Annotated in this window: 14 protein-coding genes; 11 read left to right on the forward strand and 3 right to left on the reverse strand. The window is 25.2% G+C overall.

The window, feature by feature from the left end; all coding sequences use genetic code 4:
- Positions 1-222 precede the first annotated feature (222 nt).
- From AACK91_RS10770 to AACK91_RS10800, 7 genes are read left to right on the forward strand one after another with little or no spacing between them, the layout of a single operon-like run.
- Positions 223-621, forward strand: coding sequence for a hypothetical protein (locus AACK91_RS10770; RefSeq protein ID WP_338963249.1), 399 nt, complete (start codon positions 223-225; stop codon positions 619-621).
- Positions 614-2,074: a PBSX family phage terminase large subunit gene (locus AACK91_RS10775; RefSeq protein WP_338963201.1), complete on the forward strand. Its 1,461-nt coding sequence runs from the start codon at positions 614-616 to the stop codon at positions 2,072-2,074. Before AACK91_RS10770 ends, AACK91_RS10775 begins: the two co-directional genes overlap by 8 nt.
- Positions 2,074-2,352 (forward strand): hypothetical protein, encoded by a 279-nt coding sequence (locus AACK91_RS10780; RefSeq protein ID WP_338963203.1) that lies wholly within the window; start codon positions 2,074-2,076, stop codon positions 2,350-2,352. Before AACK91_RS10775 ends, AACK91_RS10780 begins: the two co-directional genes overlap by 1 nt.
- The gene (locus tag AACK91_RS10785; protein WP_338963205.1) at positions 2,345-3,736 is read left to right on the forward strand and encodes a hypothetical protein; all 1,392 of its coding nucleotides are present in this window, start codon (positions 2,345-2,347) and stop codon (positions 3,734-3,736) included. The genes AACK91_RS10780 and AACK91_RS10785 overlap by 8 nt, the downstream gene beginning before the upstream one ends.
- Before the next feature lie 3 nt (positions 3,737-3,739).
- Positions 3,740-5,263, forward strand: a complete 1,524-nt coding sequence (locus AACK91_RS10790) for a hypothetical protein (protein ID WP_338963207.1) — start codon at positions 3,740-3,742, stop codon at positions 5,261-5,263.
- A 9-nt stretch (positions 5,264-5,272) separates the two neighbouring features.
- A complete protein-coding gene (locus AACK91_RS10795) occupies positions 5,273-5,662 on the forward strand; it encodes a hypothetical protein (RefSeq protein WP_338963209.1) in 390 nt (129 codons plus the stop codon).
- Positions 5,641-6,975, forward strand: coding sequence for a hypothetical protein (locus tag AACK91_RS10800; protein ID WP_338963211.1), 1,335 nt, complete (start codon positions 5,641-5,643; stop codon positions 6,973-6,975). The genes AACK91_RS10795 and AACK91_RS10800 overlap by 22 nt, the downstream gene beginning before the upstream one ends.
- 36 nt (positions 6,976-7,011) lie before the next feature.
- Here the strand turns inward: AACK91_RS10800 and AACK91_RS10805 are convergent, their stop codons facing one another.
- From AACK91_RS10805 to AACK91_RS10815, 3 genes are all read right to left on the reverse strand, one after another.
- On the reverse strand, positions 7,012-7,533 hold the full coding sequence (locus AACK91_RS10805; protein WP_338963213.1) for a lipoprotein: 522 nt from the start codon (positions 7,531-7,533) through the stop codon (positions 7,012-7,014).
- A gap of 98 nt (positions 7,534-7,631) precedes the next feature.
- Positions 7,632-8,396 carry a lipoprotein gene (locus AACK91_RS10810; RefSeq protein ID WP_338963215.1) on the reverse strand — a complete coding sequence of 255 codons (765 nt, stop codon included), beginning with the start codon at positions 8,394-8,396 and terminating at the stop codon, positions 7,632-7,634.
- A gap of 18 nt (positions 8,397-8,414) precedes the next feature.
- Positions 8,415-8,870: a hypothetical protein gene (locus AACK91_RS10815; RefSeq protein ID WP_338963217.1), complete on the reverse strand. Its 456-nt coding sequence runs from the start codon at positions 8,868-8,870 to the stop codon at positions 8,415-8,417.
- A gap of 312 nt (positions 8,871-9,182) precedes the next feature.
- Here AACK91_RS10815 and AACK91_RS10820 point away from each other — a divergent pair, with 312 nt between their 5' ends.
- The 4 genes from AACK91_RS10820 to AACK91_RS10835 are packed head-to-tail and all read left to right on the forward strand — an operon-like array spanning position 9,183 to position 13,140.
- Positions 9,183-9,644 (forward strand): hypothetical protein, encoded by a 462-nt coding sequence (locus tag AACK91_RS10820; protein WP_338963219.1) that lies wholly within the window; start codon positions 9,183-9,185, stop codon positions 9,642-9,644.
- 15 nt (positions 9,645-9,659) lie between these two features.
- Positions 9,660-11,024: a hypothetical protein gene (locus AACK91_RS10825; RefSeq protein ID WP_338963221.1), complete on the forward strand. Its 1,365-nt coding sequence runs from the start codon at positions 9,660-9,662 to the stop codon at positions 11,022-11,024.
- A gap of 6 nt (positions 11,025-11,030) precedes the next feature.
- A complete protein-coding gene (locus tag AACK91_RS10830; protein ID WP_338963223.1) occupies positions 11,031-11,969 on the forward strand; it encodes a hypothetical protein in 939 nt (312 codons plus the stop codon).
- Positions 11,959-13,140 carry a hypothetical protein gene (locus tag AACK91_RS10835; RefSeq protein WP_338963225.1) on the forward strand — a complete coding sequence of 394 codons (1,182 nt, stop codon included), beginning with the start codon at positions 11,959-11,961 and terminating at the stop codon, positions 13,138-13,140. Before AACK91_RS10830 ends, AACK91_RS10835 begins: the two co-directional genes overlap by 11 nt.
- Positions 13,141-13,145 lie beyond the last annotated feature (5 nt).

A 13,145-nucleotide genomic window follows, 5' to 3' on the forward strand; every position in this document is an offset into this window, starting at 1 on the left:
ATCTTACACAAAATTAGTTTTCAAATTGTCATATTGATGATTTTTTTTATTTCATCAAGAGTTTTCGACAAAATTAAAGAAGTAATTTACTTTTTTTTATTTTGATGTAAAATATAAATAATAAAAAGAACCGCGATGGTTCTTTCATAGTTTTTATTTACTCTTTTATTTAATCATATTCATTAAATAATAGCAATTTTAATATGCAAAAAGGAGTAAAAAATGAAAGAATTTAATCCAAATAAAGCAAGTTTGGCAACTTTTTATCGTAAAATAGAGCAATTTTGAGAAAATAAATCACCCAATAAACCATATACTTTGAATGATTTAACCAATGAATTCAATCTTTCTAACAGATGAAAGCACGAAACTTACAAGAGCGAAAAGATAGTTCCTTTACTTGAAAAACAAGTTGATAGAATTGAAAGTGAAATAATTAACTTTATGATGAAATCACCTGATGGTGCTAAATTATATTGACAACGAGCATTTAATTATAAATATTCACTGCAAGAAAAACAGTTAGAACAAGAATTAAACTTAAATAATCAACAACCAATAATTGTTAATTTACAAACGGATATTAGAGATATTAAAAAAGAAAGTGATAATAATGCTTAATCATTTTACTTATTTGTTAGAAACTCCTTATTGATTATTACAAAATAGTAGTATTGGTAATAAATATCCCTTTGCTAAAAAATATGAATTAGTTAATGAAATTAATCAAATTGGAACACGATATAGTGGTAAGACTATTTCAAATATTAAAATGTTTGGTGAATTATTAAAAATTAGTTTATTAATTAAAGAACCAATTTGTATCATTGCTAGTATGTATTGAAGTAAGGATTTAAAAGATAGTGTATTTCAAAATATCTGAAATATGTTAGATGAAAATCATATTCCTTATACTATTAACTTATCAAATTTTACTTTTACTTTATCAAATGGTAGCAAAATATATTGTAAAGGTTTACATTCACCAAGCCGGAAAGAAAAATTAAAAGCTTTTGCTGATTTGAATAAATATAAATTAGTAATTGATTGAAGAGAAGAATGTGACCAATTTCAACAAAAAGATTTAAGTGATTTAGAATTTGCTATTCGTGGGTATCAAAATAAAATAACAATTAATACATGTAACCCTGAAAGTTTAAAAAGATATATTGTTGGTTATTGTAATGAATTAATGCCTTTTAATGAAGAAATAATGCGTAGTAAATATGAACAAATTAATTATATCGAAAAATGAAATATGAAAATTATTATTCATTATTCTAGTTGAAGACTTAATTATGAATTACCACAAAATAAAGTTAATGAACAATTAAGATTAGAACAATTAGATATTGAAAGAGCAAGAGTATGGAGTTGAGGATTGCCTGGTAATACTAGTGGTTCAATTTTTGCAAGATATATTGATATTATGCAAGCAACAGATATTATTCAACCAACTAAATTATTAGGTGGTGTTGACTTAGCAAACTCTACTAGCCCCAAAGGGCATACAACAGCAGCGAGTTTTTGAATATATAATTCATTTGATAAAAAAGCCTATAAAGTAGCAGAATATGCACACTCAAATGCTACGCAACAATTTAAAGGACCATTAGAACAAGTTAAAGATATTTTAGAGTTTTACAACAATCAATTAAACCAATACTTTAATTTAATACAACAAGGAATATCAATTAATGTTGATGACAGTGCTTATGCAACATTAGAAAGTTTAAACCGAGAGAAATATAATTATACTTTTGGTCAATACATAAATTTTAAACCAGCACAAAAGCAGAAGTTTAAAATAAAACATCGTATTGAGGCATTTACAATGTTAATAAATACTAATCAATTAAAATGATTATGAGAAAAATGTCCTGTAAGTAAAACCCAATATGAATTAATTCAATGAGAAGATAAGCCCGATGCAAGAGAAGAACGAATGTTAGATTTATATGATGACACATTTGATAGTGATTTTTATGCTTTACACTTTGAATTAGTACCAATGGTTAAACATAATAGTTCAGCAGATTATAAATTATGACAACAAAGGGAGTGAATAACTTAATGAAAAAAGATATTTATGTAATACACGATGAAAGAGTAATTAATGCAAAAAGACCATATATGTCTGTTTGTGGACAAGTTAAAAAAAGACTTTGTCAAGAATTAAATAAAGATAATATCGCAATATGTAAATTAAATTTATATAACGAATATATTAAGAAATATCAAAAAGTTAAAGTATGTGTACAAGTTTTAGCAAATGAACCTAGTTTATTAACAGTAAATATTATTAATTATGCACTTATTTTAAAATTAAAGGAGCAAAATAACAATGAATAATACTTTTCCTAGTTTACCAAACTTAAATGATATTAATAGTGTTTTAAAATTTTATAATTATGATTGAACTATTAATTTAGCCAATATTATTGCTCGCCATCAAATGCGATTAGTTAATGGTAAAGATATTTTATTTAAGTCTCATCGTAAAGACATTTTAGAAAAATTAAATTGATGATATGAAACTTATAAAATAAAAGAAAAATTAGATAAAAATGAATTAACAGCAAGTTTAATGGGTAAAACTATCTTTGGTTTATTAGAGACTAATGACGGCAATATTGATTTATGAATTAACCCTTTTAACTTTACATCTCGTGTAAGTAAAATAAACGAAATTGAACAAGGTGCTGATATTTGATTAAATTATCATCAATCAGATAGTGGTTTTATTTTAAATTTAATTTGTACCAAAGATAAAATAGTTATAAAAGGTTGACCTAAAAATAATGAAGTAGTTGTTGGACAAAGTAAAACACAAATTAAAGATGATGTTAAACCTGTTTTAGTACAAGAATTTAAAAATAAATTAGGCATAGTTCCTTTTTGAGAAATGATTAATGAACCTAACCCCTTATTTTTATCTACATCAACTACATTAAACCTATGACCTACAATGGCAAATTGTTATAAATTACAATTTGATTTAGAAGATAGTTTTAATATTAAATCAAAAGAAAGATGAGCAAATCGTACTCATTGATATGGAATATTAGATGATGATTTAATGACTGCTTATAACAAAGGTAATAAAAAAGTATTACAAGATGCTTTTGATGATATTTTTATTCAATCAGGTCAATCAGCCGTAGATGGTCAATTATCTCAATCTTTACAAGTAGTACAAGGAACACCAACCTTAGAAACATATACGGAAGACCAAAAAGCAATTATTGAACAAGTATATTTAGCATGTCATTTTTCTAGTCCTTTTGGTGATAAATCAGATAATGACCAAAATAAAACACAATCTTTATTAACTAAAACCAAAGATTTAGAAAAACAAGCATATTTACAAGCATATCGTAAGCAATATTATACAAAAGTGTTTGATACCGTTTTAAAATATTACGGTTTATGAGATGGTACTGGTGAAAGACCTTATGGTTTTGATTTTGTTAGTGCTAGTTTAGTAGATCAAATGCGACAAAATGAATTAATTACTGCTAGATTAGATAATGGCACAATGGAACCAATAAGAGCAATTACTGAATATGAAAATATTGATGAATTAGAAGCAGCAAAATATTTAGAAAAAATAGAAGCATGACAAGATAAAATGCAAGCCAAAGAAATAGAACATAATAATAAATTAATGGAATATGATGAAACTGGTAATAATCAAAATGCCTTACAAGGTAGAACAGAAATTAAGGAGAATTAAAAAATGAGTAGAATTAACCCAGGGGTTATCGAAGAATTACGAAGACAAGCCCATGATACTTTAATAGATATTAGAGAAAACATAAAAGACAATCGCCATTGAATGGTATTTCCTTTTAATGTTTATAGTTCATATATTCCTGATACTGAAACAGGTTGAAAACCTAATAATGCTAAACCAAGTGATTATGGTAGTTATTCACGCATATTTGATAATATGGAAAGTACTATTGCACAATGACAAGATAGTTTAAAAATAGTCCAAAAATATAAAGGTGAAGAAATTAATATTTTAACAGTTGATGATTTTAATAAACAACCAGTTAATTCAACAATATGAGCAAATAATGAAACACCTTTTGCTATAAAATTAAAAGATGAAAATAATAATATTTATTGAAAATTAATTGATGGTGAAAATATTTATGATATTAATAGAATGCTGGCATACTTAAATCAATATAAATTAAGTTATTTTATTAATAATGATAATAAAGCCGATAATTTTTATACAAAAGAAGTTAAGGTTGGTAAATATTGAGATGCTTATATGATTGATGATAGAAGTTCAATTCAATTTGGTGAGGCTAAATTTGAACAAGTATTTACTCAACAATCAACTGAAAGACAATATACTTTATTAATTTTAGATGAAGATGTAAATAAATTAAATATTAATGATTATTATAATTTTTATACTGTATTTAATGATCGTGGTTTAAATATTGGTGGTGGTGATATTAATTCTGCACCACAAGATAGACAATGATTATATCCATCAAATGTTATTAATTATTATTCACCTTATGATGGTAGTTTTTTATGACAAGAAATTACCTTTTCAAGTATTAATGACAAAATTAGTAATAGTGGTTTATCAGTAAGACAATTTATTCAGACCAGCGCCCCGGGCGAGGGTTATTGTTTTCCTAAAATAACTTATAATGAAAAAACAAATACATACACTATTGAATTAGATGAAGTTTTATTAAAAGACCCAGGGGTTAGAGCAATGGCAGTTAAATTTTATGGTAATCCTATCTTTTTTGATATGCCAGTAATTGGGCGACCAATTATTAAAGGTCAATTTAATAAAAAAGTAATGAATTCAAGAGACTTATTAATGTATAACATGTATCCTGCACCACCTGATAAAATAAATACTTATGCATCACCTGAAGTAAGTTGATATAACATTCAAGGGATTCAACCAACTATGATAACTGGTTATGAAGATTGAAAAAAAGATATGGAAAGTAGATATGACTTTTGAAATCAAAAAAATAGTGAAGGAATTGTAATAACTGATAAAGCAAGTTCAACTGCAACAAATCCTAGTGTTGGAACAACTATTCATAAAGAAAATAATGACTCTAAATTTTATTGGTCTAAAAATTGAATGATTACTCCACCAGATAAAATAAAAGTAAATAATGAAGATGTTAATAATATAATTAGTACCCAAGCCTCATCATATTTTAGAAGAAAAGATGAATTTGGTAATACTGTTGGTCAAGTTCAAATTTAATATAATAAAATGGGTTCTTGTAATGTTTGAGATATTTTAAATATGAATAATTTTATTAATCGCCAAATTACAGTATTACCTTTAAACTATACGCAAAAATTAGTTTTTAACCCTTTTACGATACCGGGTGGAGTTGGTAAATTCTTAAACTTTATTTCATTTGGTATTCCATGAGGGTGAGTAATTAACCAAGATGAAAAAACTTGACCTAATTTTCAATGACTTAATGGTTTTATGAGTGCTAATATATTTATAGTTTTTATAATGATGCCTTTTGGTCTGAAAAATCAAAAGGTAAAGGTTATTTACCATTTGAAATATTTAGAGAACAAGGAAATGATAAAGTTGGTGCTATTTTTGGAGCAAATGCTACTAGTTTGGGTTTTACTACTTTATTAACAGACAAATTAAAAGGTACAGTTTTAACTAAAGATGGTAAAAAAACAAGTGAATTAGTTTATTCAACATATAATTTAAAACAATTAAATGAAAAAACTAACCGAGTTTATTTAATTAATGAACAAACCAAAGCAGTAGATGCCCAAACACCAGTAAGTAATAGTGAGTTAGATAATGATTTAGAATTCTTACAAACACCAGATGGTACAAATTGTAGTTATATAATTGATATGTTTTCAATTCAAGCATTATATAAAGGTAATTTTGAAATTATCTTTTATGCTGATAACCCATATACTAATAATGAAGAAGATTATTTACGCTTATCAGTATGAAGTTTTCGTGGTAAAACAAAAAGTGTGTTAAATAATTATTTACGTGATATGACAACTAATTATAAAACTAGTTTCTTATTACCACATGACTATGAAATACCGACATTTAATTATCCTGAGTATGTATTACCCCCAGTTCCATACAACTATAAAACTTATACAAAAGATATTATGCCTTCCGATGTAGTACTACCATTATTAACAAAAATTACTGCGCAACCACAATGTAAAATAACTGATACTCAAATAGCAACTATGTTTATGGTTAATATATTTGATGATACAGAAGAATATACAGGTTATTATGAAACTGAAATTGATTTAAAACAAATTGACCCAACAATTCAAAGTATAAGTAAATTCCAAGATGCTTATAAAACTATTGAAATAAGTAATCTAAGTAATTTACAAGTTGAATGTGGATTACCAAATATAGAAAATTTTATTCCTAATAGAAATATTAATATATTTGGCGGAACTGATGATTGTAGCAATAATTTATTTTCATTAAAAAATATAACTTTAAAAAACATTGGTTTATCACAAACTGATAAAATTAATTTTGATAATACAATAAGTTTATATACTGATAATATAAAAATAAATGATACCAAAACAATATATACTACTGCTTATACTAATGGGTTACCTTTTAAAGGGTATTCCACCATATATGAAACATCAACTATTAATAGTGTAAAATTTTTATTACAAACAACATTTTTACCTAAATATGGAGTTAATAATAAAATCAGGGAAACATATTTACAGGCGTATTATACAAATAATATGAAATTAAAAATTAGATTTACAAAAGTAATATTGCCACTTTTACAGTTTTATTATATGGATGCTTATAGAAAACCAAAATATTTTGGTAATGATAAAGATATTACATTAGATATTAATAATCCAAATGTATTGGGTATTAGAAATAATAGTAATAGTGCTGTTAAAATTACATTTAAACCAAGATAAAAATAAAAAAGAGATTTTTAAAAATCTCTTTTTATATTATTCTTTAACTTTTACATTACCATCTTCATCAATATTTAAATTAGGTAATTTATGTTCTTCACCACTTCAACGATAAACTGATTTAAAATAAGTGCCATTATCTTCTAATCAATAGTAATAAAAAGCTGGTTTAAAAACAACTAAATCATATGGAAAAATTGATATACTTTCACTTACCCCCCTTTTTCCTATTTTTAAACTTATATTATTTTCAATATATTTAGTATTATGTAAGTAATCAGAATGCTTAAATTTAACAATTTTTCATTTATCATTTTTGTCACCACGCCATACGACATAATATCATTTATTATCAACCTCATTAAATGGTTTTTCTTGTGGTGCTATTCATTCTAAATTGTTTTTAATAGTTTCATTTGTTGTATTTATTTGGTTTTCTTTTTTTAATTGTTCTAATTGCTCTTTTGTATATTCTTGTGGTTTATTACAAGCAACTAAACTTGTTGTACTTGTTCCAATTAATGATATTGTACCTATTATACTTAATATTTTTTTCATATTTATTTCTCCTATTTTTTGAAAAATTTGTTAATTTAATTAAAAATAGAAATAAATAATTTATTTCTATTTATTTTTATAAATCTAATTTTTTATTTTTATGAACATTCAGCAGCTGCAGCGCCGGCAGCTCCACTAATTGCACCTACTGCTGCTCCAGAAGCAGCTCCACCAAAAATAGTTCCAAAAAATCCAACTATACCTCCAAAAATAGCACCAGCTATAGTACCAATACCTGGAATAACACTTCCTGCAAGAGCCCCTGCAACTGCTGAAGAAGCTCCAACAGTTACGGCTGAAGGAGATGATGTAATCGCACCTCCAACTGCTCCACCAACAGCACCATTTATAGCTGCTTTTGATACTTCAGAATTACAATTATTTTTTTTTCGAATAATTTCACCTATTTTATTTTTATTTACATTACTTGTACCTAATTTTAATGCTAAGGCCATTGTTTTATTAGTAACTCACTGTATTTCAGATTGAGTTGCTTGTTCTGATTTAATATTATTTCATCATTGTTGATTACGTTCTTGTGCCAGTTGATTTACTCATTGTGTTAAACCCTGTTGTCATTCATTTTTTGAATTATTAAATGATTGTTGAGCTTGTAAGAAACGTTGTTGAGCTTGACTAAAGGCTGTATGATTTTGATTTCTTTGAAAATCTTCACCCGCTCTTTGATATGCTAGTTCAGCATTACGTCATTGTTGTGCAATTTGAATTCATTGAACTTCGCCTCATCTTTTATTACGTTTTAATACTTTTTCTTCTGATTGATATGGTGCAGCAGCAATTACAGTTGGTATAGCACTACTTGTGATTGTAACTGCTCCTAAAATACTTATTAATTTTTTCATATTTATAACCTTCTTTCTTTAATTAAGATAAATACTATTATTTGGACTTTCACTATCTCAATATACAATAGTATTTGTTTTAATAATAATTGATTGTTCTTGTTTTAAATTTTTTCAAATTTCATGAAATTGAGAAAAATGTTCTCAAATGAAATTTGCCATTATTTTTATATCTTCTTTATTTATAGAACCGCCAGCTCCGCTATGATCTGATTTTGGTAAATTAGATATTAATACCATAGTTTGACTTAAAAAATCTGCTTTGCTATCTGGTTCAAATTGATAAATAATTTTAAAAGCAGTATCTGATGATAATTTTAATTTTAATTCATCATGCTCTAAAAATTTATATCATTTTTCAAATACGTCATTACTTTTTTGTTCATGATTTTGATAAGGACTAGCGGCAATTGTTGTTGGTACAGCAGTTCCACTAATTGTTAATACACTTAATAAACTTAGTAATTTTTTCATTACTTGTATTTCTCCTTTTCTTAATCTTGAAACTTTTTATCAAGATCTACTTTCAGTATATATATATATATATATATATGCAATCAAAATTAACTAATTATTTAAAATTTTATCTTGTTAAATACCTCTTATTACGCGTTTTAAGGTCTAAATTAGCAAACAAAGATATTAAGTTTAGATTTATATATACAAAATATATTGTATTTATAAACTATTGGTATATAATTAAATTACGTTTTAATCTTTTTCCATAAAAAAGAGTTTATGCTGACTTGTTAATCGAACAAGAATAAAAAAAGAGGAGTTTATAAAATGGCACTTACAAAAGAACAATTAATAGAACAAGGTTTAAGTGAAGAGATTGCAGAAAATATCTTAAATCAGTTTAATAATGAAGCAAAGCAAATTAGAGAAAGTGTGCAAAAACGCGAAGATGTTATATCCAAAGAAGACTTTATTAAATTATCTAATGAATTAGATGAATTAAAAGCTTTTAAAGATGTTCCATCGACTAAAATTGAAGATATTAAAATTAATTTAGAAAAAGTTAGTGGTAGTTCTTTATCTGAAAAAATGCAAACTTTAAAAGAATTAAAACCTGATTTGTTTGTTGAAGAACAACCATCAGTTTCACCAACTAATTTTATTAAAGATATGATTGAAAAATCGGTTGAAAATAAAAATGATGAAATTGAAACTATTAAAGAAAAAGGAGCATATACTCCAGAAGAAATTAAAAAATTAACTGATTATACACTTAAAAACCTTAGATAATAAGGGAGTGAAATTATGGCAACAATTAATTTGCCACAAGTACCTTTTACATTACAAGGTAACACAACAGGTCAAAAAGCCTATGTTGATATGGTTAATGCTTTATTGCGTGGACCTTTATATAATGAATATGCAAGTATTATGCAGTATGCTACTGCAACCGCAGAACAAGTTGCTTGATTACCTAATGCAGGACAAGCACTATATAATTTAACTCATCGTGTGGTATGACAAGATGATTATTCATTACCAAATGGTGGGGCAACTCAAACAATGGGATTAACAAGAATTCCAGTTCCGATTGATAAGAGATTTAATTTAAAATTAATGAATGAGGCTTTTGACTTAGCATTAATAGAACAAAATATTAAAAATGGTGTTATTGCTGATGCTATTTCTAGTGTTGTACAAAATAAATTTGTTAATTTAGAATGTGAATTAATTCAGGCTATTTATGATTATTGTTTAGCAGATGGTCAATATGAAGTAATTCCATTTCGTAGTTATACAGCAGAAAATGCTGATGATGCAAATAAGGCATTCTTTACATTAAATGAAACTTTGATTGAATTAACAAATCAAATTAGTAATTTATATTTTGGATTGCCAACTGATAAAATGTTTATGGTTTTAGGTCGTAGAGCCTATTTAGGATTAACACCTGCGTATTTAAAAGTGATTGGTTCACAAGCCCAATTAAAAGCAATGGTTAATGGTGAATTATATGAAAATACCGCAATGGGTATTCCTGTATCTAAAAGTTTTCATTTAGAAAAAACATATACAAAAGGACAAGTTAACCGTGATAAAGGTTATAATTTTACTAATGTAAATGGTTTAATTATTAATAAACAAGTATGAGCTTATCCAATTAATATGGATACTATTCAACAAGTTTTAGATAATGATACTGCTAACCCTAAATGAATTGGTAAAGTACAATATGCAACACCAACAATTTTATATCCAAAAACATGTAAAATTATTTTAGAAAAAGCGCCAACCCAAGATGAAATTAATACTGCTAAAAGTAATCTTAATAAAACATTTAGAGTTCCTGTTGATTATGTAATTCCATCATCAAATAAAATTGATATTAGTGGGATTAATAAATTAGATAAACCAACTATTCATGTTGACGATCCAACTCAAACAACAGCAGAACAATTAAAACCACAATTTAAAGATGTTGTTTTAAAATCAGTAAAAGCGGTAAATAATTTTTTAACAGAAAATGATTATGATTACTTTATTGAAGCTAAGGGTGAAGATTGACCAATTAATATTAAAAATGACAAAACTGTTGAAGTTCAAATTGAAGGTAAAAACAATGCTACTGGTCAAACAAACCCCATTGATGTTGTAATTAAAAATTCTTAATAAACAATGAATTTACTAATATTACGCGTTTTAACTTTATTAGTATCTAATTTAGAAAATAAACCTTTAATAAGTAAATTTGTAAATTTAATTAATAGAGTTAATCAAGTTCAAAATAAAATATTAAAACCAATTAATTATATTACTGATAAATATAATAAAATTACAAGTAAAGTTGAAGATATTTATCAATGATTAAATCCTTTTACTTATTTAGATTTAATTAAAAAAGGTCATAAAAAAGAAATACAACAAATATTAAGTCAATTAGAAAAAGATAATAATATTCAAAATAGAGAACAATTTAAAAATGAAAATTATCTAAATACTAATTGACAGCCTTTAAATAGTAGTTGACTTGATAGTGGTATGTTTAATATTACAAATAAGTTAACTTTAACAGGTAATTTAACTATTTTAATATATACAAAAACAGCAAAACATCCAAAATTTTATGGTCCATATGTTTATCCTAGTGTTCCAGTTGAAATATGAAAATTATTAAGTAATGCTGTTTCTAATGCAGGGACTTTATTTTGGCGTTATTGATTAAGAAAATGATTACCTAGTCATTTAAGAAATTATATTAAAAAACGATTACCACAAGCATTAAAAGAAAAATATCCCAAAGGAACTACTAAATTAACATTACCAACAGTTCAAAAATTACAACAAATTAAAAAGTTTATTAATAATTTAAAGATTGGACATTTTAATTTTAATTTTGCTGGTGAAATTAATAATAAAAAATGATATCGAGAACGCCGAAGTGATGTTAAAAATATTAAGAATTTATATAAAACACCAGTTAAAAATAAATTTTATCAGGTTAATAAATCTATTAAAGCAATTAATAAAACCAAAAGAAAGGTTAATAGTTATAAACCAAATAATTTAAAAAATAAATATCGTAATCAATTAAGGGGTGTTTTATATGGAAAATAATTTAAGTAATTTGTTATTTATAACAGTTGAAGATGTTAAAGCAAGTAAACTTTGACAACCTATTAATGATCGTAAACAATCTGCTTATAATGATAATTTAATTTATAATGCTATTTTAAAAACTAGTTTATGAATGGATAGATTATCAGGTGGAACAATTTCAGATAAAATTAATAAAAAAGATTTGTTTCCTTGAGTAAAAAAAGATAATACTGGTTTAATTGAATATGATAAATGATTAAGTTATATTCAATCTGCTTGTTTATTAGCAGTTATAAATTGATATTTACCAAAAGGAGTTAATGATTTAACTGGTAGTGCTTCATTTTCACAAGGTGGAGTTGCTTATTCACAAACTAATGACCCAGAAGCAAATGAAAATATTACTCGTGATGTTAAAAATGCTTTAAAATTAGCAGGTGAAATTATTGATATTATATCTAGTAAAACAGTATCTAGACCTTATAATTATAGTTTAGATAATTATGCTCATCCATGAGAAGAAGAATATAAGCATATTAGTAAAAAAACTTTTTATCCAACATTATTATTTTGATTAAAAGAACGATTACAAACTGATAATTCAATAAATATTACTTATCCTACTATTAATGATTTTTCTAAAATTGATTATAATGAGTATATTAAATTAATAGTTCCCTTTGATAATAATACGATTTATTATGAAAATAATGTCTGAAAAGCAAAACAAAGTAGTGGTACTGATATAAAAATTGATAATAAAACTATCATTAAAAATGATAATGATGAGATTGAAGTTTCAGATTTAAAACAAGATAAATTAATAAGTGGTACAAATATTAAAACTATTAATGGTAATTCATTATTGGGGAATGGTGATATATCTATTAATACTGGTAATGATTGAGAATTAATTAATTATCCAGAAGCAAACGAAAAATTAACATTTAAAATTCCAGATTATGATTTAACAAAATATTTTTATAAAATATCAATTTCAATAACAGATTATGCATCTGCTAATAAATTTATAACATATTATTTTGAAACAATATCACAAAAATCAATATTTTCATTTTTAGCAGATAATTCTTATAAAAGAATAACAATTAAGCAAGATGGCTCAATTTCAAATGATACAAATAATATTGTTATTAAAGATTTAACAATTAAAAGAAAATTAATTTAGAAAGG

It is taken from the genome of Spiroplasma endosymbiont of Sarcophaga carnaria, assembly GCF_964019595.1.
Taxonomy (GTDB): Bacteria; Bacillota_I; Bacilli_A; order Mycoplasmatales; family Mycoplasmataceae; genus Spiroplasma; species Spiroplasma poulsonii.